Below are 23185 nucleotides of genomic sequence, written 5' to 3'. Positions count from 1 at the left end.
GCCTCAGATCCCCAGGTAAGGCGGGATGCGGACGTGCCGCCGCACCACCTCGACGAAGTGCGGGTCGCGCTTAGCGGCCCAGACGGCGAAGGCGTGGCCGATCAGCCAAAGCGCCAGGCCGGCGATCCACAGCCGCAGGCCCAGCCCGATGGCGGCCGCCAGGGTGCCGTTGACGATGGCGAAGGCGCGCGGCGCGCCGGCCAACAGCACCGGCTCGGTGAGGGCGCGGTGAACCGGGGCTTCGAAGCCAGGAGGCGTGGGCGTCTGCTGCATCAGACCAGCGCCCCGCCGCCGAACGAGAAGAAGGACAGGAAGAAGCTGGAGGCGGCGAAGGCGATCGAGAGGCCGAAGACGATCTGGATCAGCCGGCGAAAGCCCCCGAGGTGTCGCCAAAGGCCAGGGTCAGGCCTGTGGTGATGATGATGATCACCGCGATGATCTTGGCCACGGGGCCCTCGATCGATTGCAGGATTTTCTGCAGCGGGGCTTCCCAGGGCATGGAGGAGCCGGCGGCGTAGGCCGGCCCGGCGAGCAGCCAGACGGTAGCGAGGGCGCTCGCACTCGCGAGCCGCTCGTGGATGCGGCGGATCATGGAAGCTCTCCTTGGGAAGCCGCGCTCACGTCGGCGATGCGGTACTCGCCGTCGGCGGCGAGGTCCGTCACGGCGCAGAGTTCGGTGAGGCGGCGATCCGCACCTCGCCCGTTCAGGACGCCGATCAGGTCGATGGTTTCGGCGATCAGGGCGCGGGGGACGACCGGCACCGCCTCCTGGACCAGCTGCTCGAGCCGCCGCAGCGCGCCCCGCGCCGTGCCGGCGTGGATGGTGCCGATGCCGCCCGGATGGCCGGTCCCCCACGCCTTGAGCAGGTCGAGCGCTTCCGCGCCACGCACCTCTCCGATTGGGATGCGGTCGGGGCGCAGCCGCAGGGACGACCGGACGAGGTCCGCCAGCGAGGCAACGCCATCCTTCGTCCGAAGCGCCACCAGGTTCGGCGCGGCGCACTGAAGCTCCCGAGTGTCTTCGATGAGCACCACGCGGTCGCTGGTCTTGGCGACCTCGGCCAACAGCGCGTTGGCCAGCGTGGTTTTCCCCGTGGAGGTCCCGCCGGCGACCAGGATGTTCCGCCGCTCGGCGACCGCGCGGCGGAGGACATCCGCCGCAGCCGCGCCCATGACGCCGGCGTCGACGTAGTCCTGCAGCGTGAACACCGCGACGGCCGGCTTGCGGATCGCGAACGTGGGGGCCGCCACGACCGGCGGGAGCAGTCCCTCGAACCGCTCGCCACTCTCCGGCAGCTCGGCGGAAACCCGCGGGGCGCCCGCATGCACTTCGGCGCCCACGTGATGGGCCACCAGGCGTACGATCCGCTCGCCGTCTTCGGGGGTCAGCTCGCAACCCGTGCGCTGGAGGCCGGCGCCCAGCCGGTCCAGCCAAAGCTGGCCGTCCGGATTGAGCATCACTTCGACGACTTCGGCGTCATCGAGCCAGCCAGCAATGCGCGGGCCGAGGGCTGTGCGCAGCATCCTGGCGCTGCGCACGAAGACCTCATTGCGGATCGGGGTGATCGACACCGGACGCTCCCGTTTTCGGCCGGCTGGCCGTAGAAAACGGGGTCACTAATGAGCGCCGGAGTGACCGGTCTTCAACAAGGGTTCTATCGTAGTAGGGCTACAGCGCGTGATTGCTGACGGGCGGCGATCACGCCGCCCGATCAGGACAACAGGCTGCGCTCGTCGACCTCCGGAGGGGCCTGCAAAGCCGCTTCGATGAGCGCGGCAAGTGACGGCAGTTCGTCGAGGTGCGCGCGCAGTTCGGCATTGGTCATCACCATGCCCTCGTCACGCCCGCGCTTCGGCACGCGGCCGACCATGGGCGTACCGAACAACGCGTCGTCGGACTGCCGCATCCAGATCCAATGAGCCACACGGTTCCGGAACGGCTTCAACGCTTCGAGGCGCTTGCGGATCAGCGCGACTTTGGCGACGGCCTCGGAAGGCAGGGCCCGCCCTCCGTACCGTTGCTCATGCATCTCAGCGAGCGCCTGGAGGGCTGCGTTGCGGGCGTCGGCGCCGAGCCGTTTGGTGATGGCGAGCATCGGAAAATCCGGCGCACGGACGAGCCGGGCGAGCAAGGACTCCACCAAGAGGTCGATGATGGACCAGTCGACCACCGCCTCGCCCAGGAGGGCGTATTGCGTCGGCGTTGGTCGAGCGTACTCGGTCTCGCGAAACAGCATCTCGAATCACCTCCGAGCACAGCATCGCTTGATCTTCAGTCGGGCGCAGTCCGCTCCTCGGAGATCTCGCGGGTGAAGCTGACGCCTCGCGCGAGCCGGCGGCCCAGCGCCTCGACAAATCCCTCGTAGCGCTCCTTGCCCTTGGCCTGGGCCGCGGCCTGCGCCGCCTCCGGTACGGCGGGCGTGGTGGTGAGCCAGAAACGCACGAACAGCGCCATCATCTCGATCGAGATGCCGAGATTGCGTTCGAGCCGCTCCGTGGCCCGGTTCTGCTGGTCGAGCCGCCGCGTGATCGCCGCTTCCTGGCGCTCCGACGCATCCGGAGAGACGAAGGAAGCGATGGCCGCCTCCGCGACCAGCGACTTGGACTTACCTCGTCGGTCGGCGAGCGCTTCCAAGGCCTTCAAGGTGTCAGGCTCCAGATAGACCGACAGTCTCGCCTTCTGCATCGTCAGAGCTCCAGTCCATCGTCCGGATCGAGGGCGGCCTGGCGCGCGACTCGGCGAAAGCGGGTCTGCAAGGCCGCCTGCTCCGCGCCCTCGCCGTCATCGTCCGGCTCGTCTTCGAAGAAGCCGAACTCGCGCACGGGCGGCGGCGGCTCTGCGGCATCCTCGAACATCGGCTCGGGCTCGCGGCGGAGACCGCCCTCCTCCGCATCCCCTTCGCTAAAGGCGGACGGGGACCGGACCGGCGCGGCAGGCGCCGCGATCGTCTTGAGAGACGACCAGTCGTCCGGCGGCGATGCCGCCGGGCTGGACGTTGCGGCCTGGCCAACCCGCCGTCGCAAGCGGGCGTCCTCGAAGTAGCGAACCTTGTTGGCGCGGACCGGCGGCGATCCCGAGACCAGGACCAGCTCGTCGTCCGGCGGCAGCTGCATCACCTCGCCGGGGGTGAGCAGCGGCCGGGCCGTCTCCTGGCGGGGAGACCATCAGGTGACCCAGCCAGGGCGAGAGCCGATGTCCGGCGTAGTTCTTCATCGCCCGCAGTTCGGTCGCGGTGCCCAGCGCATCCGACACCCGCTTGGCGGTCCGCTCGTCATTGGTCGCGAAGCAGACGCGGACGTGGCAGTTGTCGAGGATGGCGTTGTTCGGTCCGTAGGCCTTCTCGATCTGGTTCAGGGACTGGGCGATCAGGAAGGCCTTCAGGCCGTAGCCGGCCATGAAGGCGAGCGCGCTCTCGAAGAAGTCCAGCCGTCCAAGCGCCGGGAACTCGTCGAGCATCAGCAGCACGCGGTGCCGCGACGCCTTCGCGCTCAACTCCTCTGTGAGACGTCGGCCGATCTGGTTGAGGATCAGGCGCACCAAGGGCTTGGTTCGGCTGATGTCGGACGGCGGCACGACGAGGTAGAGGCTGACGGGCCGTGCGCCGTCGACCAAGTCAGCGATGCGCCAATCGCAGCGGCTGGTCACCTTGGCCACCACGGGATCCCGGTAGAGGCCGAGGAACGACATGGCGGTGGAGAGCACGCCGGAGCGCTCGTTCTCGCTCTTGTTCAGCAGCTCCCGGGCGGCGGACGCGACGACCGGATGCGGCCGGTCGCCCAGGTGCGGGGTCGCCATCATCGCCCGAAGCGTCGCCTCGATCGGCCGGCGCGGGTCGGACAGGAACTCGGCGACACCCGCCAGGGTCTTGTCGGGACCGGCGTAGAGCACGTGCAGGATCGCCCCGACCAGCAGGCTGTGGCTGGTCTTCTCCCAGTGGGAGCGCCGCTCCAGCGCCCCTTCCGGGTCCACCAGGATGTCGGCGACGTTCTGAACATCGCGAACCTCGGCGTCGCCGCGCCGGACCTCCAGCAGCGGATTGTAGGCGGCGCTCTCGGGGTTCGTGGGATCGAACAGCAGCACCCGCCCGACCCGCCCGCGGCAGGCCGAGGTCAGCTGCCAGTTCTCGCCCTTGATGTCGTGGACGATCACCGACCCTGGCCAAGTGAGCAGCGAAGGGACCACCAGGCCCACGCCCTTGCCGCTGCGGGTTGGCGCGAAGCAGAGCACGTGCTCTGGACCGTCGTGGCGCAGGTAGGCGCCGTCGAGCTGGCCCAGGACCACGCCGTCCTCGCCGAGCAAACCCGCGGCCGCCACCTCGCGAGGCTTGGCCCAGCGGGCGGAGCCGTAGGTGGTCACCGAACGTGACTCCCGCGCCCGCCAGATGGACAGGGCTAGGGCGACGACAATGGCGGCCCCGCCGCCGGTCACCGCAATCATCGCGCCTTCGAGGAAGATCTTCGGGGCGTAGGCGTCGAAGGCGAACCACCACCAGAAGAAGGCCGGCGGCGGATAGACCGGCCAACCGACAAGCTCGAACCAGGGCCGTCCGAGCTCCGGCTGAAACGCCAGCCGCCAGGCCGTCCATTGCGTCGCCGCCCAGACGCCGGCCAACGCAATGGCGAACACCGCCGCAAGCTGGCCCCACATCACCTTCGTGCCGTTCATGGCCGCGTCCTCCTCATCGGCCGAGCCCGCGCTTGGGGCTGAAGGACCAGGCGACGCCGGCGCCTGGCGTAAGCACGCCCTCGACGTGGCGCCCGAGGTGGCGTTCGAGATCGGGCCGCCAGGGCACGAGGGTGAAGCCCAGCCCGTTGTCGATCATCGCAAACCGGCCGGAGGCCAGGGTCAGGCGCTGCCGGTAGGTCCCCGCCACCGCGCCGTCGGCCCCGACCGCCTGCGCTTCCAGGCCGGTCTGGCCGGAGAGCCGCCGCGATGCCGCCGCAAGCTCCCGCTGGCGCAGCGTTTCGATGAGATCGCGGGCGAACACGGCGCGCCGTCCGCGCCGCTGCGCCAGCCCCTGCTGCGCCAAGTGGTCCGTGCGGGCATTCAGCGCCGCCCGCACCTCGTCCGCGAAGCCACCTTCGCCGAGCCCGGCCGCATTGCGCCCGACCAGTTGCCGGTCGAGCCAGGTGGCGCCCTCGGCGCGGATCTGCTCGGCCAAGCCCAGGTCGGAGCGGACCTGCAGGACCAACCGGCTGCGCCGGCCTTCCCACGCCCGGCGGCGCACTTCGACAAGGCTGCCCAAGGCGGCGTCGCTGGCGTCATCCAGGTCGGCCAGCCGGACGTGGTGGGTGCGGCCGTCGAGACCTTCCAGGATCGCGTAGCCGCTGCCGCGCAGTTCATCGTCCAGGCCGCGCCCGGCGAGCCGCCCGAGCAACCCCTCCGGCGGTCCGCCATCGACCACGAACCGCGCCGGGTCCCGCTCCACGGCCTGATCGGCGAGCGCCCGGTGCATGCGGGCGATCACATCTTGCCGCTGACCCAACGCGCGCAGGGCCGCTTCGGCATCCGGCGCCAGGCGCCAGCGCCCCGGCGACAGTTCATCGGCGACACCGAGTCCCTTGAGCTTGCGCAACCGCGCGACGCGGGCCTGATGGAGGTCGTCCGGACGCGCGCCGGCGCCCCGGCGCAGGTCCACGACGCCCTGTTCGTCGGCCAGCCGGGCGAAGCCCCGGTCCAGGCTCGTCCAGCGATCCGCGCCGATCTGAAGGTCCATGCGCCGGCGCAGCTCCGCGTCCGTGCGCGGCCCGAGCTCCAAGGTGACCAGATGACCGGCGCGGGCCCGCAACCCCTCGCGGATGTAGTCGGGTGAAATCACCAGGTCCGCGCCCTCGTCGGTGCGGCCGCGGACGATCACATGCAGATGTGGGTGTCCGGTGTTCCAGTGGTCCACCGCCACCCAGTCGAGGCGGGTTCCGAGATCGGCCTGCGCCTGCTCCATCAGATCGCGCGTGAAGGCCTTCAGGTCCGACAGCTGCTCGGCGTCGTCCGGCGAGACGATGAAGCGGAAGTGGTGGCGGTCGCCCTCGCAGCGCTGGGCGAAGCCGCGCGCGTCCGCCGCGTCTGTGTCGGCATCGAACAGCCGGCCGTGGGCGCCGTCCTGGGTGACGCCTTCCCGCTGCAGGTAGTTGAGGTGGGTGGCGAGCGGGCGCCCGGCCGCCGCCCTGCCGCACCACCCTCGCCTTGACGACGGCGCCGCGGCTCCGAGCCGCGGATCGGTGCGCCGCCAGGCTCGCCGCCCGGCCGCGCCCGAACGCGCCTGTCCGCGCGGTGGCGCGGTGCGCCAGCCCGCCCGCCCGTTCGGCCGCCGCGAGCGCCTGGCCCACGAAGGTCCGGGCGCCGCCAGATGGCCGCGAGCGGATGCGCCCGACGCGCAGTTGGAAGTCGTCCTCGGTCATGGACGCGTCCCGCCGCGCGAGGTGCGATTTCGTGAGAAGCGACAAGCACTTGGCGCAAACCGCAGCCTAGGCCCAACTTGCGCACCTCGCGCGAGGCCGTTGAAGTTGCTGTGCTTTACCCCCTCCGACCGCGCCCGCACCTCGCGGCTTTTATCCTGCCATCGATCCATCCATCGGGGGCCCGCCGCCGAACCTGCGACAACCTGCGAGAACTTGCGATGCGGGCGGGCGGCCATCAGCGACCCTCCCCACGCGGTGTCAGCGCCGCGAAGATCGGAGACTGCGCCGGGCTGAACAGCGCCGGAGGCTCAGGCGAAGCGGTCCCGACCGCTGTTGCCTGGCGTGTGCTGACGGCGACGAAGAGCGTCGGCCGCGGCGCCGCGGCGGGCGGAAGGACCGCCGCCTGCGCGGGGAAACCTCTGCGCCACCGACGGCCGGCGTGAGCTTGGCGACGTAGGCCCGCGTCTCCAGCGGGAGCGGCCGGCCCTCGATCAGGTGCTGCTGGTAGCGCGCGGGCCCCGCATTGTAGGCGGCCAGGAAGCCGCGCGCGCCGAAGCGGTCGTACATCTCCCGCAGGTAGGCCGCCCCGGCGAGGATGTTGTCGCGCGGGTGGAAGGGATCGGCGCCGAGGCCGTAGCGGCCGCGCAATTCCGCATAGGTCTGCGGCATCACCTGCATCAGCCCCATGGCGCCGGCATGGCTCACGGCGCGCGGCTGGAAGGCGCTTTCCACGCGCATCACCGCCCGGATCCAGGCCTCCGGAAGGCCGAAGCGCTGCGCCGCCTCGGCGATCGCGCCGCCGACCTCGATGCGCGGCGGGGGTGACTGGGCGGCGGCCTCCGCCGAGGGGAGCACCGCCAGCCAAAGCGCGCTCGTCCCTATCAGCCGCCAGCGTGCCACCGTGCTCCCGGCCGTCCAGGGCAAGGCGCTGGCGCGCCGGCCTGCCGGCCGCCCTGGACCGCCGCTCCGCCCGGCGGCCCTGCGGAAGCTGGTCGGGACGAAGGAGCGGCCGTCGTTTGTTCGATCGAACAAAGGAGCAGGGCTTGCTTGGCGTTCAGCGGCCATGTGGCGGATCCTGGATGAGCCAAAGAGGCTCGGCCCGGCCGACTACGGCGGCGTCCTCCAGGGCGCCGAAGTAGCGGCTGTCGAGCGAGCCAGCGGCGGGGTTGAGCAGGAAGAGGTCGTGCTCGGCGAGGACGAAGCAGCCGCGCCAAATCGGCAGCGCTCGCCCTGCCCGGTCGCGAGGTTCAGCGTGCCCCACGAGCCGTCCGTCCACCGTGATCGCGTCCCCCCTGGCGGCAGACCCGGCTCGGCGCGCGCGCCGCGACCTTCTTGATCAGCAGCACGCCGCCCGGCAGGTAGCCGCGACGGTCCAGCCACCCGGCGAGCGGCTGGGGCGCCCGCAGGGCCGCCCAGTCGCCGACCGCGGGCGGACGATCCGCGTGCAGGCGATAGAGCCCTTCCGGCGCGCTGGCCGTGGCGTTCCACACCAGCTGCGGCGCGAGCGGAGCCGCCACCGGGACGCCAAGGGCGAGCACCCCGAGCAGGGTCCACGCGAGGGCGGCGCGGCGGTGCATCAGGCGTCCACCGCGTTACGCAGCCGCCAGGCCCGATGCCGCGCGAGTGTGTAAGGCTCGGGCGCCGCCCGCGCCTTGAGGCGATTGTGCACCTGCCGCCAGTAGTCCGGCGCCGCGGCCGTCGGTGCGACGCCCACCTGTTCGACGGCGTCGATGGCGGCCAGCGCCTTTTGCACGGTCGGCCAGCCGGACAGGCGCAGCAGCAGCTCGCCACCCGGCGTCACGCCGGCGACCGTGGAGCAGGGCCCGCCAGGGTCAACGGCTTGCAGGATGTCGAGCCTCGAGCTGACCGTGCCGCGCTCGTTGGCCTGCCAGCGGACAAAGGCGAAGACGTCGCCGGGTGCGAAGCCGACGAGGCGCCGGCGGCGGTCGAGGATGCGCTCCTCGCGCACCTGGCCGAAGCGGATCCAGCGCTCGATCCGCTTCTCGTACCAGACCAGCTCCACCCAGGTCAGGGCGTGATCCAGCGCTGGCGGGGCGCTGGCGGAGGTCAGCGCAGAGAGCATGGCAAACGCCCTCAGCGCTCGGCGAAGCTACGGTCTTCGGTGACCCGGCGCGCCGGATGGACGACATCCACCCCCGGATCGGCGGTGGAGGATTTGACGCCGCGGGCGGCCCAGGTCTGCAGGTCGCCGACCGAATAGACGACGCGTCCGCCGATCTTCATGTAGGTGGGCCCGGTGCCGTAGGTGCGGTGCTTCTCAAGCGTTCGGCCGGACAGGCCGAGGAAGCGGGCGGCTTCGGGGGTGCGCAGCAGGCGCGGCGGCAGGGCGGCGGTGGCTTCGGCCATCATCGGACACTCAAGGGTTCTCCTGGATGCTGCGGCGGAGCGCAGCGGGGACCTGGACACCTTGTCGGAGTGCGAGCGCGCGGGGGGGATGGCGAACTTGCGAATGGCGATTCCGCCACCCCTAGTCGTCGTGTTTGCTGCGCAGGAGCCGCTTGTAATCGCCGCCGACCAGGGCGGCCCCGGAGCGCACCAAACGGATGACGGCGTCACGCAACGGCGAGGTCCGCCAGTTCTCCCCCGCCACCCGAGAGGCGCCGAAGATCTGCTCGGCGATCTCTCGATAGCTGCCGCCGGCCAGATGCCCGTCGTGCGCGCGCAGGCTCTGCTGGAAGCGCTGGAGCTTGCGGTCAGGGCGTGCGGCAGGCGCAGACTGGCCGCCGCTCAGGTGGCGCCAGAGGTGCAAGGCCGCCGCCGTTCCGCAGGCCGCGTCCGCGCCGAACGGGACGACGCAGGCGACCGGCTGGCCGAGCGGCAGGGCGGCGGGCATCCAAAGCCGGTGCTCATGGCCCCGCGTCTTCAGGATCGCATGTACGCCGTCGGGACCGGCGCGCGCGACGAACCGTCCGGGCCAACTTTCCGGCTCGAACCGGATGCTGCGCTGACCGCCTTCGACCGCCGGCGCCGGCGTCAGGACGACCGTCCGGGGATAGGCGTCAGGCCGCCAGAACACCGGCTGCGCTGGGGCCGCGAGCGCCGGATCCGCGGCGAAAGCTCAGCCCCCAGAAGGCCAGGCGCGCGTCGCCGGCGCGCCCTGTCCCTCCGGAGGCCACCTCGGCTTTGATGCGTTGAAAGTCGGCCTGGTAGTCGTCGTTACGACGCAAGAATTCCCAGGCGAGGGCCGGCGCGGAAAGCTCGCGCAATCCGGCGTAGCGTTCTTCTGAACGCCAGTCCTCGTCACTCAAGGCGCTCTCCCGATACAGAGGAAGCGCCCCCACAGCCCCACCATTTATCCACACGCGCAGGTTGGACGTAAAGCGGAGTTGTTGCTTAACGCGAGCTCAGCTTGAGGTTGACCCCAGAAACTCGCGGTAGCCGCCGTCGCGCAGCCACCGCGCACGCGCCAGATGGCTCGCATGCATGACCTCCGCCCGCTTGGGTTCGGTGGCGGCGTCGACACCCAGCACGATCTTTGAGACCTCACGCCAGTCGGCCCCGGCGGCGTCGGCGTCCAGCAGGCGCAGATAGATCGGCGCGATCTCGCGATCATACGCAGTCAGCGGCACACCTTCGGGCCCGCTCGCGGAGCTCCGCCTGGGTCATGAGTTGACCCTACGCGTCGTGCGCCGCGGCCGACATATCCTAAGAGTTGAAGCGTCAGTCGCGGGCGAAAAATGCCCCCGGCTCGACCTCCAGAACCTCCGACAGCTTCTCCAGCATGTCGACGGTGGCGGCGTGCTCCTCGCGTTCGAGCAGGCCGACGTAGTTGCGATTGATGTCCGCACGGTCGGCGAGTTCCTCCTGCGATAGACCCTTGGCCTGGCGCAGACGGCGCAGATTCCTCGCTACGACTCCCCTCAACCGCATGAGGAGGAGACGGCGGGCGCCGGCCGCACTTCAGCCACCCAGTATACTGGGGAATCGTTGTGCGAGTCGGCGGCGGAAACGTGGCGAGCCGTGTACGCGTCGGCCGCCGCACGGCGTGCAGTGCAAAGAGCGCCCCGCGCCCGGCCGGCGCGGGGCGTGACGTCTCAGGCGGCGAGGCTCGCCGGCTGCTGCGCGTGCAGGAAGTCGGCGGCGCGCTGGGCGTAGGCGGCTGCGGTGAAGATGAACCGCTTGTCGCCCTGCAGAACGCTCAGCCAGCTGTCGATGTAGGCGGCGTGATCCACCCGGGGCTGCAACTCAGGCCCAGGTCGGCGCAGAGAAAGGCGGCGTCTTCGCCCGCCGCTTCGCGCACCGCTTCGAGGATGCGCGGCTTGGTGATCCGCCCGAGATAGCTCGACACCGTGGGCGCCCAGGTGCGGGTCATGTCGAGCCCCGCCGCCTGCGCCAGCACCTCGGCGTGCGCCCAGGCGCCCGGCTTGCGGTCCATGGGGTTGCGCACGGCGTTGACGCCCAGGCTGACGCAGTGGGCCAGAAGGTCGAGCAGCTCGCCGCCGTCCAGGCCCGCCACAAAGCCCCAGGCCTCGGCGCTCTCGCGCGGAAAGCGCTGCGCCCATGCCTCATGTCGCTCTGCGATCCGTCGCCCGGCCGGGCTCTCGCTGACGCCCGGCGCATGGCCGTCGAGATAGGCCGACACCAGCTTCACCTCCACACAGGAGGATTGCTCGTACGGCGGGTAGAAGGTCTTGAGCGCCAGGGCATGGACCAGGGCGGTGAGCGCCAGCGTCGGATCGGACGCCAGAGCCTCGCGAAGGCCCACGGTCTTGTGCGCCGTGAGGTCCAGAACCAGCCGCTCGGAGAGCGGCGCCAAACCCTCGTCCTCGGGCTCGTCCTCCGAGGCTCCGGCATCCGGTCTTGGTTCGGCGGGGATCGCCCCCTCCCCGTCCGCCTCGGTTTCGGCGCTGGGCGCCGGCGCTTCGTCTTCGGGCCGGATCAGGCCGCGCTCGACGCGCACCTGACCGTCGTGGCCGAGAACCACAAAGACCCCGCCGCGCGCGACCTCGTCGGGATCGTAGGCGGTCCCGTCGCCGAAGGCGTCCAGCGCCGCATCGATCGCCTTGAAGCGCGCCTCCACCTCGGGCGGCAGGTCCTCCACCGCGTCCCATTGGCTGACCAGGGCGTCGTATTCCTCCGAGAGGGCCGCGATCTGCGCCGCCTCGTCCTCGGTCCGCTCCACCGGCCTCGGATAGACCCGCCGCCAGCCATGGCCGTGCGGGTAGTCCAGGCAGGCTGTGGCCCACTTCCAACCTTCCCGCTCGCGCACCTCGGTGGCGATGGCCTCCAGCTTCGCGCCCGCCAGCCGATCCAGCAGCGCGGCATCTTCCAGCCAGCCACCGCCGTCCTCGGTGAACAGATCGCGCAGGGTCTGGCCGCCCGCCTCGGCATAGGCGTCCACGCCGACGAACACCGCGCGCCGGTCGCTCGCCGGAACCTTGGCCTCGGTCATGGCCCGGCGGATCAGGGCCGCCGAGCGGTTCCAGGACAGCTGGTCGTAGACCTGCTCCTGGCGCTCGTGGTCCTCGCTGACCGCGAAGGCCATCAACTGGTCCAGCGTCAGGCCGTCCTCGCGGTAGATCGCCATCAGCTTGGGCGAGACCGCGCCCAGCCGCAGGCGCTGCCGCACCACCTGGGCCGACACCCCGAACCGGGCGCCGATGTCCTCGGCGCTCAAGCCGCGCTCGTCGCTGAGCCGTTTGAAGGCCTCGAACTGGTCGGCGGGGTGCATGTCGGTGCGGGTGACGTTCTCGTCGAGGCTGATCTCATGCGGGTCGTTGGCGGTGTCCACCACGCAGCGCACCGGCTCGGACTTGCGGATTTCCTTGCGCTTGGCGCGCAAGGCGAGCGCCAGCCGCCGCCCCTCCCCGATGGTCACCAGATAGAAGCCGGTGGGCTCCCCGTCCTCGCCGGTTTCCGGCTCCACCACAGGGGCCTGCAAGAGGCCCTTGGCGGCGATGGAGGCCGCCAGCGCTTCGATGGCCGCGTCGCCATGCGGGGTCTTCCGCGCGTTCTTCGGCGACTTCTTGAGCTTGTTGAGAGGAATGTCGAGCACCGTTCCGGACTCGATCAAGGTCTGGGCGTTCATGGGTTTGCTCCTTGGGGCAGGTTGCAGGCGCACGCCGCGCCTGCAGCCTTGCCCGTCGGCGAGACCGGGTGTGCAAGCGGCGGGGCGGCTTCGCGGGGAACCGGTTGCAGGGCCTGCCGGCCCTGCCCTCCTGCCGCCCGAGCGAGGGACCGAAGCTGGGCGGAAGCCGCTCCGAAGCGCGCCGAGGGCGGAGCCCTAAGCCGCGGCCGCCGTAGGCGGCCCAAGAGGAGTGAAGGCTGCAAGGAGCCTGCGCGCCGCCAGGCGCTGCACGGCGGGACGCGCCGTCGAGCGGCCGCCGGCGCGCAGAGCGCGCCCGAAGGGGCGGACCCGTAGGAGCCGCGGCAGCGGCGGGACCGCGCACGCCCGCCGGCCGCTCACCTTGAAGGGGGCGTTGCGGGGCAGGCTGTGCCAAAACTCGCCGGCCGCCCTGGCGTGGACGCCGCATCGAGCCGGCCGTTTAGGCCGACGGTGTCAGGCGCGCCGGACCGAAGACATTCACCGCGTGGATGATGTTGAAGGCCAGGATGGAGAGCGCTGCCTCTGCCTTTACTGCTCTGAGGCCGCGGGTAAGGAACCGACCACCTCCCGACATTCGCTTGATCGTGCCGAACGGGTGCTCAACCGTGCATCGGCGCGTCACCATCAGGCTTGGATTGGCGTAGATCCTCGCCTCCATGCGATCGAGCGCCGCCTGGTCGAACAGGCGATGGATCGTCCGTTGGGCGCCCGCTGTGCATCTCGGCTTCAGGCGGCAGTCCCTGCAGGCGGTCGTTCGATATCGGATGGCGCGATTGCGGGTGTGTTTGCCGGAGGGCTTCATCGTCTGACCCGCCGGGCAGCGGATGGTGTCTGACGCCTCATCAAATGCGAACTGGGTCGGCCGAAAGAAGTCGGTGTTCATCGCGCCGCGCTTGATCGGCGCCGCGACCTCGATTCGATCGTGCTCGCACGCCGCTATCGCCTGGGCGTTCGAGTAGCCGCCGTCCGCCAGAACAGTCAGGCGGTCGACCTGCAGCACTTCCATCGTCGCCAGCGACATTGGGTGCAGGAGTTGGCTGTCGTTCGCTTCGTTGGCGACGTCGTGGTGGACGATCAGACCGCTATCTACGTCCACAACGCTTTGCATGTTGTAGCAGGGCATCTTGGGTGAGTGGGCGTAGCCCATCGGCCTCGCGTCGGGCTCGCCGAAGACCAGCACCTTTTCGGCGCGTTCCACCAAGATTTCTTGCCGGCGCGCCAGCCGATCCTTCCGCCGGCTCAACGCGGCGATCGCGTCAGTGAAGGCCTGCCGGTGAACCGGTTGGTCGTCGAAGCCCTGGGTCACGGCTTCGTCCATGGCGTCGAGCCGGTCCAAGTAGTAGGCGATCTCCTTCTCGGTATGTGCGACGTCGCGAGCCAGCCGCTCGGCGCCGGCGATGTTCTTCGGGCTGGCGACGGCCCGCATCTTCGTCCCGTCCAGCGCCACCATCCGGCCGGTGATGAGCCCGCCGTCGAGGCAGAACTGGATGAATGCCGCGCTCGCCGCAACGATGGCCTCGGGGTTGTCGTGCCGGAAGGCGGCGATGGTGCGATAGTCCGGCGCGAGCTGCTTCATGAGCCACAGCGCTTCAAGGTCGCGGATGCAGGCCCGCTCGAGGTGCCTGGAAGAGCGAACCTGGTTGAGATAGCCCCAGACATACAGCCGAAGCATGTCCCCGGGATGGTAGCCGGGCCGGCCGGTCGCCGCCGCGACGGTGCGAGCAAAGCCGAGTTCTGCGAGGTCGAGACTACCAACGAACGCGTCGACAACTCGCACCAGGGATTCGGGAGCGACATAGTCATCGATGCAGGGAGGCAGCAGGCTTACCTGTGTCCGATCTGTTCCTTCCAAGAAGCTCACGAGAACCCTCACGGCAGTTTCGTAGCTCATTGATTCTACTGTGATTTGGTCGCCAATTCCACTTGGCAAGGCCGAGGTCCACTCGGCGGCAGGTTTCGACGCGGGGCGCCGACGGCGGGAGCGTAGCGGGTATTCAGCCGATTGGTCGCTATGGCCGCCCGAACTTGCCCCATAGACGCTCGCTGCCCCACCAGAGGACCACGAAGCCTATGAGGGTTGCGCCCCCGAGGAAGCTCCAACCGTGTGGGCCAAACGGTGCCGCGCCTGCGGCGTAGGCGACCACCAAGCCTGCCATCGCCAGGAGGTAGGGGCCCGTCACGCGGCAGTGGATGCGGCCGCACCGCCGGGCGTTCAGCAGACAGGCGAAGCCCATCCAGACCAGCATGCCCGCCCAGACGGCTGCGCGAAGCGTGGGCTCCAGCAGGAGGGCTGCGAGCATCGCTGCGCCGGGGAGCGCCCAGAGCGCGATGAAGGCGCGCGTGTCGCTGGCCCAATCTTTGGCACCGCCAACCGCGTCGCACTTACCCATCGCGGCCGCCGCTGCAGCAGGCGGCGGCCCCACCGCTGGCCCCTGCTTCTTGGATGGGCGGACAGGGCACGTCCGCGTAAGAGCAGAAGACGCAGCAGTCGCCCGGCTTGGGCTTGAGGACGACGCCGCAGCCCTGGCAGTCGTAGAAGTACTGGCAGGCGTCGGTCGGCATGGTCTCGGTCGCCTGGTGGCCGCAGTGCGGACAGGTGAGCGTAGAGCGGAGCTCAATCTGCACGTCGCTCATCCGCGGGCGCTCCGGATCAGCGCCAGGGCCCAGGGCTCGACGATAGGCTGCCAGATCAGAGCAAGCAGAACGAGGACGGTGGCCGCACCGAGCATGGCGATCCCCAGCCGTGATGGCGCAGCGCAGCTGCTATCGACCCGGCACGTCCGCGCCCGGCGCCAGGTGACGACCCAGCCCACGCTGATCAAGGCCAGCGCCCCGAGCGTAAACCAGGTGCGCTGACCGGCGACCCAGCCCAGACCGCCCAGCCCAAGGCCAGCCAGCGCCAACGACATCGGTAGGACGCAGCATGCGGCCCAGGCGAAGACCGCTCCGGCCGCAGCGGCGACCGCCGCCCAGTTCAAGGCGGTCTCGGCGGGCTTGCCGCCCTGTCCTTCCCGTCGGACTCGAAGCCCGCTGCTTGCCGTCACGCCGTCGTCTCCTGGTGCAATGACGACTAGGATGCCATCTGTAGCGACTACAGACTCAAGCCCTAATCGAAAGCCGCGCTCCCCATGGCCGACCAGGCGATCCAGATCGGCGAGCTCTCACGCCGCACGGGCTGCAACATCGAGACGATCCGCTACTACGAGCGGATCGGCCTGATGCCGGCCCCGCCCCGGCGCGGCCGCTATCGCAGCTACGGTGGCGACGACGTGGGCCGCCTGGGCTTCGTGCGTCGGGCGCGGGAGCTGGGCTTCACGCTGGACGAGGTTCGCGCGTTGCTGGCGCTCGCCGCCGGCGGCCAGGCGTCCTGCGCGGAGGTCAGGGATCTCGCGGCCTCGCACCTGCAGGACGTGCGTGCGCGCATCGCCGACCTCAAGCGAATGGAGCGGGTCCTCGCCGGCTCGGTACGGGCCTGCGAGGCCGGTCAGGACCCAGGCTGCCCGCTGATCCACGCGCTGTACGCCGCGTAAGCGACGGCGACGCGGCCGGCGCCCGCTCGCCATCGGTTTTTGCACAGCCTGGGGGGCGGAGCCCCCGCTCGAAGGGGTCGGCGGAGACGGCTTGCCGCTCAGCCGCAGGGGAAGGCTTTCCCCCTCAGACCACCGGCTGCGGTCACTGAGATCGTCTCCACTATCGCCGACGCCGAGACGAGGAGGTCAGGCGCCCGGCGGGACGCGACCGAGAACGGCTTTCGAGAGCGCCCAAGGTTGCTGCAACTACGGAGGAGTTCGCGCTCACGCAACGAATTGGGCAGTCGCGGGCCCGCGATGGATGGATAAGTCCACCGGGCCGTCGGGTAGAGAAAAGGCCGATGTCGCAGAAGATCGAAAGACGAAGAGGCGGCAACATCTCCGCATAACTTTCCCATCACGGGAGAGTCTGCCGCCGTACTTGGTTCCTGCTCTTGTAAATCCGGAACGCTGGCTGCGCTGTAGGCGTTGCCGCGACGGGAACAAAGGGAACGCCCATGCTGACGAACAATGGACTTGCACCACCCTGGCTCATGACGGGCGCAGCGATCGCCATCCTGGGTCTCGCCGGGTGCAACAAGAACAACGAGAGCACCGAGGCGCCGGCCGCGACCCCGCCAGAGTCGGCGGCCTCACCCGCGAGCGCCAATGCGGCGATCCCGGCCAGCGGGCCCGCGGCGGTCTTCATGCCGATCGAGTCGGACATGAAGCAGAAGATGGCTGCAGCGGTCGGGTCCACCGTCGAAAGCACCTGGGCGATGAAGATGATGGCTCACCACCAGGGCGGTATCGACATGTCGCGGGCGCTGCTCAACCAGTCCCCCCAACGGGGCGATGCACGACATGGCCCAGAAGACCATGGACATGCAGACCAAGGACCGCGCCGAGCTCGACAAATGGGTTCAGGCGCACGCCGGCGGGCAGGGCGGCCAAGCCAATCCGTTCGCCGAGATGGAAGCGACCATGAGCCAGAAGATGATGGCGGCGACCGGCGCCGACGCGGACCAGACCTGGGCGCGTAAGATGATCGAACACCACCAGGGCAGCATCGACATGTCGAAGCGGGTCCTGCAGGACGCGAAGGACCCTGAGATCCGGCGGATGGCGCAGAAGACCATCGACATGCAGACGAAAGAGATCGCCGAACTGCAGTCGAAGCTCGGCGGCTGATCCCACCTGCCGCCGGCAAGCCACCGCCGGCGGCAGGCCCGATCATGAGGGGTTCATGTGCCGGGTGCGTATATCCCTTTGAATACTTCAGTCGGGATATCCACCATGATCCGTCATCACCTCGGTGTCGCGGTCGCTGCGGCGACCCTTCTCGTGGCCTCGCAAGCCGCCGCCCATGCGAAACTCGTGTCGTCGAACCCGGCCGCCAACGCCACGGTCGCCGCGCCGAAGATCATCACCCTGACGTTCAGCGAGAAGCTGGTGCCGGCCTTCTCCAAGTTCGAGGTGGTCATGCCCGAGCACGGTGGAATGAAGGTCGCTGTGAAGACCACCGTCTCCAAGGACGGCAAGAGCCTCACGGGCGCGCCCACGGCGGCGCTGAGCGCCGGCGCCTACAAGGTTGTCTGGACGGCGGCGACGGCGGATGGCCACAAGATGTCCGGCGAAGTCGCCTTCAAGGTTGGCTGATCGTGCTTGAGCCTGCGGTCATCGTCCTCAGGCTGGCGCAATATCTGGGAGCGATGGTCCTGATGGGATCATCGCTCTTTTTCGTCTACGCACTGCCGGGGCGAGGAGATGGATCCGCGGCCGAGGCGCCATGGGCCAGCCGACTTCTCGCTTGCGCCGGAACGCTCCTGGCTGCGACGGCTCTGTTGTCGATCCTCGGGCAGGCCAGCATCCTCAGTGGCTCCTTTTCCGAAGGGTTGAAGACCGAGACCCTGAGCGCCGTCGCCACCGGCATGGATCTCGGCAAGGCGGCCATAATCCGCGCCGCGGCTGCGGGGCTGGCGGTGCTGCTGATCCTCGTCCTCAAGCCCTCTCGCACCACCTGGATCGTGGCGGCCACGCTTGGCGCGATCGCAACAGCAAGCTTGGCCTGGATGGGTCACGGCGCGGCCACAGAGGGGGTCGGCGCGTCCCTTCATCTCGTCTCTGACATCCTCCACGCCTGGGCTGCGGCGGTGTGGATCGGCGCGCTCGTCGCCTTTCTGCTGTTGCTTCGTACGCCCACCCCAACTCCAGCAGCGACGGGGGCCCTCCACCGCGCTCTACACGGCTTCTCCGGGGTCGGCACAGCTGTCGTGGCCGTGCTCCTCGCCACCGGTGCGATCAACGGCTGGTTCCTGGTCGGGCTCGATCATCTCAACGGCCTCTGGACCACGGCCTACGGCCGGCTCCTGTCGCTCAAGCTGGTCCTGTTTGTGGTCATGTTCGGGCTTGCGGCGGCAAACCGCTTCCAGCTGACGCCAGCGCTCGGACGCGGCCTCGGCGCTCAAGACAGCGAGGGTGCGGCCCTCGCCCACTTGCGTCGAAGCGTCATCCTCGAAACCGCGCTGGGCTTCGGTGTGCTGGCGCTGGTCGCATGGTTCGGCACGCTCGCGCCGCCAGGGGGCCATGTGAGGACGTGAACCGAGTTGCCCGGCGCCGAGCGGCTGACAGGCGGGCGCTATGTTGACACGAGATCCACCGCGCCGCGGCTGCCCGCTACGGCCTGAACATCGCCGATGTCCAGGAAATCGTCTCCGGCGCAATCGGCGGTGAGACCATCGGCGAAACGGTGGAGGGCGTGGCGCGCTATCCGATCAGCCTCCGCTACCCGCGTGAGCTGCGCGACAGCCTTGAGGGGCTGCGAGGGCTGCCGATCCTGACGCCCACGGGCCAACAGATCACGCTCGGCACGCTGGCGGCCATCACGATCGCAGACGGCCCACCGATGGTGAAGACGGAGAACGCCCGCCCCTCCACGTGGGTCTATGTGGACGTCCGGGGCCGCGACCTAAGTTCGGTGATCGGCGACCTTCGCCAGACGCTCAGCGAGGACGTACAGCTGCCATCGGGTGTCTCGATCGCCTACTCGGGGCAGTTTGAATACCTCGAACGGGCGGCCGAGCGGCTGAAGCTCGTCGTGCCCGCGACGCTCGCGATCATCTTCCTTCTGCTCTACGTCACCTTCCGTCGTTTGGACGAGGCGGCGCTCATAATGCTCACCTTGCCCTTCGCCCTCACCGGCGAGTTCTGGGCGCTCTACCTCCTTGGCTATGACCAGTCGGTGGCGACTGGGGTGGGCTTCATCGCCCTCGCCGGGGTCGCCGCGGAGTTCGGGGTCGTGATGCTCATCTACCTGAAGCACGCCCTTGCCGAGCGCGGGCCCGAACCGGGCCCCGGTGACGTCGAGGACGCCATTCGGGAAGGGGCGCTGCTGCGCGTACGTCCGAAAGCCATGGCGATGGCGGTGATCCTGGCGGGGCTCACGCCTGTGCTGATCGGCCATGGCGCCGGCTCGGAGGTGATGAGCCGGATCGCGGCGCCGATGATCGGGGGCATGCTGACGGCTCCCCTGCTCTCCATGCTTGTCATCCCAGCGGGGTACCTCCTGTTGCGCCGCCGGCGCCACCGCGCGCCCCGCGAGATTCCTGAGCGGCGCCGCTGTACTGCATCGCGGCGTCGGCGCGGAGCATCGTGGCCGCGCGGGATCAGGTCTCGGTAGATCCTCTCTTCGGGGCGAAGCGCGCGACGAGGTCGTAGGCCTCCCCGGGAAGATGAGCCGAACATGGGTGATGCGGTCCGCGCCTCGCCAGGTGCGGCGCTCCAGCAAGAGGCAGGCGGTCATCAGCTTGATGCCGAGCGCCGCCGCCACCGCCTTCGGCACGTTCGCCGCGCTGATCCGATGCTCGGCCTCCGTCCAGGGCACATGGCTCAGCAGCCAGCTGCCCGGCGCGGTGGCGGCGAAGTCGGCTTCGGCGGCCTGCGGCACTGTCTCGAGGTTGATCAGCCGCTCCTCCAGCGCGAAGGGCCGCCCGCCGGCCCGGTGAAGGCTTTTGAGGACGAGGACTTCGGCCGAACGCTCGAGGCCGAGCTCCTCCATCTCGCGAGCCGTGGCGGGTCGAACGCGTCGGGACAGGAGCTCATAGTCGTAAGCCTCGCCGCGCCCGCTCACCTCGGCCGGGATGTCCGGGATGTCGAGCACGGCGGAGTGAATCCTGGGCCGCGCCACGAACGTCCCGAACTTGCGACGTCGCTCAATGAGCCCGGCCTCGGCAAGCGGCGCGAGCGCCTTGTTCACCGTCATGCGTGAACAGCCGTACTCCACCATGAGTTCGTGCTCGTAAGGAATGCGGTGCCCCGGGGGCCATGCCCCCGACAAGATGCGCTCGGATATGTCCGAGCGGATCCGCTTGCGAAGCGTCAGGGCAGCGGCAGCACTCATGGACTCGCTTTCGGCCGCGCCTGCGTAACGCAGCCTTGCGCTTGCAATGCCACGTATCAAGCCCGGGGGCGGCTGTCCTTGGCGGCGGGCGGCAGCGGCGCCGTCCGCTTGGCCCGCCGGCGCTCCGCCAAGGCCTCAAGCGGGTCCAGGATCCAGGCCACGTCCGAGCGCCGGAAGCTGCGAAACAGCAGGATCAGGCCGCTGAGCGCCAGCCAGGTTGCCCCCGTCGCGAGCGTGACGATGAGCGGATGGTTGAAGCTCTGGCGGTCGTCGTAGTCCATGATGTGCAGCATCCAGGCCACGTCCCAGAGCCGCCAGGTGTCGTTCTTCGCGGCCAGCACCTCGCCGGTGCTGGCGGACACGAGCAGAGCGTGCCGCTCCTTGTCGGCGAACTCCACCCTCCAGACAGGCAGCGGAAGGTCGCGAGTCTCCAGCGTGGACTTGGCCACGTAGGTTACAGATTTGGGCGGCTCGTATCCGGTGAAGCCTGCCACGGCGAGCTCGCGCGCCTTGGCTGCGTCGATGACGACGGGCTGCCCCGTCGTTGCATTGATGACCCTGACGCCGCGGGGCGTGCTCACCTCGTACACCCAGCTGTCGTACAGCGGCTTCAGGCGCAGCTTGGTGATGGGTTCGCCGACCGCTCCGGCCACGCCGGTCAGCGGCAGCAGCGCAGCGGCAGCCGGCAGCTCAGCGGGCGGGGCGAGCGCATGTTCGCCTGAGACCTTGTGGTGATCGAGGAGCGCCATCACGGCGCCGCTCAGCGCCCACAGCAGGAACTGCAGGCCCAGGACCAGGCCGGACCACTTGTGCAGCCAGCGGATCAGGAACATGGGCGACCAGGTCATGCCGCGGCCTTTCGGACCCGCCGCTTGCGGCGGAAGCTGTAGAGGAGCAGCCACCCACCGGTGGCCGCCGTGGCGACGCCCATCCAGGTGAAGATGCGAATGAGGATGTTGTTCACGTCCTGACGGTCATCGTAGTCCATGATGTGGAACATCCAGACGAAGTCGAAGGTGCGCCACAGGTCGTGGCGGCGGGAGACGAGCTCGCCGGTCTGGGGCGAGATGTAGAATGTCGGCCGCCAGGCGCCTTCAAACTCGACGCGCCAGATCGGCACGGGTCGGGTCTGAATCTCCAGCGGAGCCTTGGTGAGTAGCTCGGCGCTCACGATGTCGCCGTCCTCGGCGAACAGCGCCTTGGCCCGGGCCCGCGCCGCCCCCTCGCCCAAGGGGGACAGCTTCTCGCCGCTGCGGGCGTCGAACAGCGCCTTCCCCTCATCCGCGTCGACGACATAGACGGGCTGCCCCAGCTGGTTCTCAAGCCGCGCCGCCTTCAGTCCGGGCGCGAGGTGGGCGAGATGCGTCGGTTCCACGAGGCCGGCGAGCGCGATCGGCTGTGGGGCCTGGGCGCGCACGAGCCGGTCGCCGTGGATGATGTCGATGTGGACGGCCGTCATGTAGAGGCCGCTGAGGGTCCAGAACACCGCCTGGATGGCGAGGATCAGGGCGAACCACTTGTGCGTGGTGCGGGCGAGAGCGGGTAGCCGCATCGGGGGTCTCTAGAAAAGGGCAGGCGCCGGAGAGCATTGGGGCCTCTCTCCGGCGCCCGGAACCTACGTCCGTCAGAACGTGTATTGCAGGCGAACGTAGCCCCTACGACCCAGCAGGTCGTAAGTCATGGTGTCCGTGTTCGCGTCGGTCCAGCTCTGGATGAACGGCGCGTCGCGGTCGAACAGGTTGTCGACGCCGACGGCGATGTTGGCCTTCTCCGACACGCGGTAGGCGAACTGGACGTTGTGGTAGAAGACGTTCGGCGTCTCGTCGCCGATGTCGCCGGGCGAGGCGTTGAAGTCCTTCGCCTTACCGATCCACTGCACCGACCAGGTGGCGTTCCAGTTGACGTCCGACACCGTCAGGCTCGCGTTCGAACGCCAGTGCGGATAGCCGCCGTTGCCGCCGCCGATATAGCCGTCGAAGATGATCGGGTCGGCGCCCACGAAGGGGATCACCTCGTACTTGGCGAGGTAGGTCGTGTTCCAGTCGAGGTCGGCGCGAAGATGCGCCACGTCGAAGGCGTAGCGCACGCCGAAGTCGACCCCCTTCATCGTCTCCTTGCCGGCGTTGGTCGGCTGCGAGGAGAGGAAGTTCACCTCACCGGTCCGCGTGCTGCGGGTGAAGTGTTCGGGTCCGCAGAACGGGTGCGAAAGGTTCGGGCTGGCGTAGCATACGGCGAGCTTCGTAGAGCCCGGGATGTTCCGGATCGCGTCCTTGATCTGGATGTCGAAGTAATCGACCGTCACCGACAGGCCCGGCACGAACTCCGGCTGGAAGACCGCTCCGAGGGTCAGGTTCTCCGACTCTTCCGGCTGCAGGTTCTGGTTGCCGCCCACCGTCGTCAGCACCGTGTTGCCGAGCTGGACGTAGCCGGCCGGCACGCCGGAGGCCTGGCAGTTGGCGATCAGCGTCGCATCGCCGCTCGTGGAGTAGCGGCTGCACGGATCGGTGGTCGTCAGGTTGCCTTCGGCGACGCCGCCGAACAGCTCGGGGACGCTGGGGATACGGAAGCCGGTGCCGTACGTGGCCCGCAGGCGCAGGCCGGAGATGACCGTCCAGTCCAGGCCCAGCTTGTAGGTGATGTTGTTGCCGAACAGGTTGTAGTCCGAGTACCGGACCGCGCCGTTCAGTTCGACGCGCTCGGCGAAGGGCATGTCCGCCAGCAGCGGCGCCGAGAGCTCGAGATAGGCTTCCTTGGTGTTGACCGAGCCCGAGATCGGATCCTGCTGGTTGGTGTTCGCCACCCCCAGCACCG

Annotated in this window: 29 protein-coding genes and 4 pseudogenes; 6 read left to right on the top strand and 27 right to left on the bottom strand. The window is 69.4% G+C overall.

Features of this window, described 5'->3' with window-relative positions:
* Positions 1-3: 3 nt before the first annotated feature.
* From LRS04_RS19585 to LRS04_RS19555, 7 genes and pseudogenes are all read right to left on the bottom strand, one after another.
* Complete coding sequence (locus LRS04_RS19585) at positions 4-273, bottom strand: VirB3 family type IV secretion system protein (RefSeq protein ID WP_012522068.1); 270 nt, start codon at positions 271-273, stop codon at positions 4-6.
* Positions 273-592, bottom strand: a pseudogene (locus tag LRS04_RS19580) (TrbC/VirB2 family protein). The gene LRS04_RS19585 and the pseudogene LRS04_RS19580 overlap by 1 nt, the downstream one beginning before the upstream one ends.
* Entirely contained in the window at positions 589-1524 is a 936-nt protein-coding gene (trbB, locus tag LRS04_RS19575) for a P-type conjugative transfer ATPase TrbB (protein WP_257819194.1), read from the bottom strand. Before trbB ends, LRS04_RS19580 begins: the two are co-directional and overlap by 4 nt.
* A 188-nt stretch (positions 1525-1712) precedes the next feature.
* Positions 1713-2237: a hypothetical protein gene (locus LRS04_RS19570; protein ID WP_257817755.1), complete on the bottom strand. Its 525-nt coding sequence runs from the start codon at positions 2235-2237 to the stop codon at positions 1713-1715.
* Positions 2238-2272: 35 nt separating this feature from the next.
* Positions 2273-2686, bottom strand: coding sequence for a CopG family transcriptional regulator (locus LRS04_RS19565; protein ID WP_257817754.1), 414 nt, complete (start codon positions 2684-2686; stop codon positions 2273-2275).
* Positions 2687-2688: 2 nt separating this feature from the next.
* A pseudogene (locus tag LRS04_RS19560) lies at positions 2689-4666 on the bottom strand (conjugal transfer protein TraG).
* A 13-nt stretch (positions 4667-4679) separates the two neighbouring features.
* Positions 4680-5942, bottom strand: a complete 1263-nt coding sequence (locus LRS04_RS19555; RefSeq protein WP_257817753.1) for a DUF3363 domain-containing protein — start codon at positions 5940-5942, stop codon at positions 4680-4682.
* 72 nt (positions 5943-6014) lie between these two features.
* On the opposite strand from LRS04_RS19555, the gene LRS04_RS19550 reads away from it, so the two are divergent.
* A complete protein-coding gene (locus LRS04_RS19550; RefSeq protein WP_257817752.1) occupies positions 6015-6188 on the top strand; it encodes a hypothetical protein in 174 nt (57 codons plus the stop codon).
* A gap of 469 nt (positions 6189-6657) precedes the next feature.
* Here the strand turns inward: LRS04_RS19550 and LRS04_RS19545 are convergent, their stop codons facing one another.
* From LRS04_RS19545 to LRS04_RS19475, 15 genes are all read right to left on the bottom strand, one after another.
* Positions 6658-7254, bottom strand: coding sequence for a lytic transglycosylase domain-containing protein (locus LRS04_RS19545; protein ID WP_257817751.1), 597 nt, complete (start codon positions 7252-7254; stop codon positions 6658-6660).
* A 199-nt stretch (positions 7255-7453) separates the two neighbouring features.
* Positions 7454-7675, bottom strand: a complete 222-nt coding sequence (locus LRS04_RS19540) for a S26 family signal peptidase (RefSeq protein ID WP_257817750.1) — start codon at positions 7673-7675, stop codon at positions 7454-7456.
* On the bottom strand, positions 7647-7976 hold the full coding sequence (locus LRS04_RS19535; protein WP_257817749.1) for a hypothetical protein: 330 nt from the start codon (positions 7974-7976) through the stop codon (positions 7647-7649). Before LRS04_RS19535 ends, LRS04_RS19540 begins: the two co-directional genes overlap by 29 nt.
* Positions 7976-8482, bottom strand: a complete 507-nt coding sequence (locus LRS04_RS19530; RefSeq protein ID WP_257817748.1) for a DUF2840 domain-containing protein — start codon at positions 8480-8482, stop codon at positions 7976-7978. Before LRS04_RS19530 ends, LRS04_RS19535 begins: the two co-directional genes overlap by 1 nt.
* 11 nt (positions 8483-8493) lie before the next feature.
* A complete protein-coding gene (locus LRS04_RS19525) occupies positions 8494-8766 on the bottom strand; it encodes an AlpA family transcriptional regulator (RefSeq protein ID WP_012522058.1) in 273 nt (90 codons plus the stop codon).
* 121 nt (positions 8767-8887) lie between these two features.
* Positions 8888-9436: a DUF2285 domain-containing protein gene (locus LRS04_RS19520; protein ID WP_257817746.1), complete on the bottom strand. Its 549-nt coding sequence runs from the start codon at positions 9434-9436 to the stop codon at positions 8888-8890.
* Complete coding sequence (locus LRS04_RS19515) at positions 9420-9668, bottom strand: transcriptional regulator domain-containing protein (RefSeq protein WP_257817744.1); 249 nt, start codon at positions 9666-9668, stop codon at positions 9420-9422. Before LRS04_RS19515 ends, LRS04_RS19520 begins: the two co-directional genes overlap by 17 nt.
* Positions 9669-9764: 96 nt before the next feature.
* The gene (locus tag LRS04_RS19510) at positions 9765-9989 is read right to left on the bottom strand and encodes a DUF2285 domain-containing protein (RefSeq protein ID WP_257817743.1); all 225 of its coding nucleotides are present in this window, start codon (positions 9987-9989) and stop codon (positions 9765-9767) included.
* 91 nt (positions 9990-10080) lie between these two features.
* Positions 10081-10290: a helix-turn-helix domain-containing protein gene (locus LRS04_RS19505; RefSeq protein WP_257817742.1), complete on the bottom strand. Its 210-nt coding sequence runs from the start codon at positions 10288-10290 to the stop codon at positions 10081-10083.
* A gap of 164 nt (positions 10291-10454) precedes the next feature.
* Positions 10455-10592 (bottom strand): zincin-like metallopeptidase domain-containing protein, encoded by a 138-nt coding sequence (locus LRS04_RS19500; protein ID WP_257817741.1) that lies wholly within the window; start codon positions 10590-10592, stop codon positions 10455-10457.
* The gene (locus LRS04_RS19495; protein ID WP_257817740.1) at positions 10559-12448 is read right to left on the bottom strand and encodes a ParB/RepB/Spo0J family partition protein; all 1890 of its coding nucleotides are present in this window, start codon (positions 12446-12448) and stop codon (positions 10559-10561) included. Before LRS04_RS19495 ends, LRS04_RS19500 begins: the two co-directional genes overlap by 34 nt.
* A 457-nt stretch (positions 12449-12905) precedes the next feature.
* Positions 12906-14327: an IS1182 family transposase gene (locus LRS04_RS19490; RefSeq protein ID WP_082765788.1), complete on the bottom strand. Its 1422-nt coding sequence runs from the start codon at positions 14325-14327 to the stop codon at positions 12906-12908.
* 148 nt (positions 14328-14475) lie between these two features.
* Positions 14476-14856, bottom strand: a complete 381-nt coding sequence (locus LRS04_RS19485) for a hypothetical protein (protein WP_257817739.1) — start codon at positions 14854-14856, stop codon at positions 14476-14478.
* Positions 14849-15100: a GDCCVxC domain-containing (seleno)protein gene (locus LRS04_RS19480; protein WP_068878768.1), complete on the bottom strand. Its 252-nt coding sequence runs from the start codon at positions 15098-15100 to the stop codon at positions 14849-14851. The genes LRS04_RS19485 and LRS04_RS19480 overlap by 8 nt, the downstream gene beginning before the upstream one ends.
* Positions 15097-15510, bottom strand: coding sequence for an MFS transporter permease (locus LRS04_RS19475; protein WP_068878769.1), 414 nt, complete (start codon positions 15508-15510; stop codon positions 15097-15099). The genes LRS04_RS19480 and LRS04_RS19475 overlap by 4 nt, the downstream gene beginning before the upstream one ends.
* 84 nt (positions 15511-15594) lie before the next feature.
* Between LRS04_RS19475 and LRS04_RS19470 the strand changes: the two genes are divergently transcribed.
* Entirely contained in the window at positions 15595-15996 is a 402-nt protein-coding gene (locus tag LRS04_RS19470) for a helix-turn-helix domain-containing protein (RefSeq protein WP_257817738.1), read from the top strand.
* Positions 15997-16393: 397 nt separating this feature from the next.
* On the opposite strand, the gene LRS04_RS19465 is transcribed toward LRS04_RS19470, so the two are convergent.
* The gene (locus LRS04_RS19465; protein WP_257817737.1) at positions 16394-16735 is read right to left on the bottom strand and encodes a hypothetical protein; all 342 of its coding nucleotides are present in this window, start codon (positions 16733-16735) and stop codon (positions 16394-16396) included.
* A gap of 95 nt (positions 16736-16830) precedes the next feature.
* Between LRS04_RS19465 and LRS04_RS19460 the strand changes: the two genes are divergently transcribed.
* The 4 genes and pseudogenes from LRS04_RS19460 to LRS04_RS19445 all read left to right on the top strand — a co-directional run.
* Positions 16831-17166 carry a DUF305 domain-containing protein gene (locus LRS04_RS19460; RefSeq protein ID WP_308238188.1) on the top strand — a complete coding sequence of 112 codons (336 nt, stop codon included), beginning with the start codon at positions 16831-16833 and terminating at the stop codon, positions 17164-17166.
* 105 nt (positions 17167-17271) lie between these two features.
* Entirely contained in the window at positions 17272-17634 is a 363-nt protein-coding gene (gene copC, locus LRS04_RS19455) for a copper homeostasis periplasmic binding protein CopC (protein ID WP_257817735.1), read from the top strand.
* Between the two features lie 2 nt (positions 17635-17636).
* Complete coding sequence (copD, locus tag LRS04_RS19450) at positions 17637-18575, top strand: copper homeostasis membrane protein CopD (protein ID WP_257817734.1); 939 nt, start codon at positions 17637-17639, stop codon at positions 18573-18575.
* A 15-nt stretch (positions 18576-18590) separates the two neighbouring features.
* Positions 18591-19654: pseudogene (locus tag LRS04_RS19445) on the top strand (efflux RND transporter permease subunit); the annotation flags it as partial.
* Here LRS04_RS19445 and hutC read toward each other — a convergent pair.
* From hutC to LRS04_RS19425, 4 genes and pseudogenes are all read right to left on the bottom strand, one after another.
* Positions 19641-20374, bottom strand: a pseudogene (gene hutC / locus LRS04_RS19440) (histidine utilization repressor). The pseudogenes LRS04_RS19445 and hutC overlap by 14 nt on opposite strands.
* A gap of 56 nt (positions 20375-20430) precedes the next feature.
* Entirely contained in the window at positions 20431-21207 is a 777-nt protein-coding gene (locus LRS04_RS19435) for a PepSY domain-containing protein (RefSeq protein ID WP_257817733.1), read from the bottom strand.
* An 11-nt stretch (positions 21208-21218) separates the two neighbouring features.
* A complete protein-coding gene (locus LRS04_RS19430) occupies positions 21219-21926 on the bottom strand; it encodes a PepSY domain-containing protein (protein ID WP_257817732.1) in 708 nt (235 codons plus the stop codon).
* 72 nt (positions 21927-21998) lie between these two features.
* Positions 21999-23183 (bottom strand): TonB-dependent receptor domain-containing protein, encoded by a 1185-nt coding sequence (locus tag LRS04_RS19425; RefSeq protein ID WP_257817731.1) that lies wholly within the window; start codon positions 23181-23183, stop codon positions 21999-22001.
* Between the last annotated feature and the right edge of the window lie 2 nt (positions 23184-23185).

It is taken from the genome of Phenylobacterium sp. J367, from assembly GCF_024699985.1.
Taxonomy (GTDB): domain Bacteria; phylum Pseudomonadota; class Alphaproteobacteria; order Caulobacterales; family Caulobacteraceae; genus Phenylobacterium.
The sequence above is the reverse complement of the archived record's forward strand: the minus strand, read 5'-3'. Positions and strand labels throughout refer to the sequence as shown.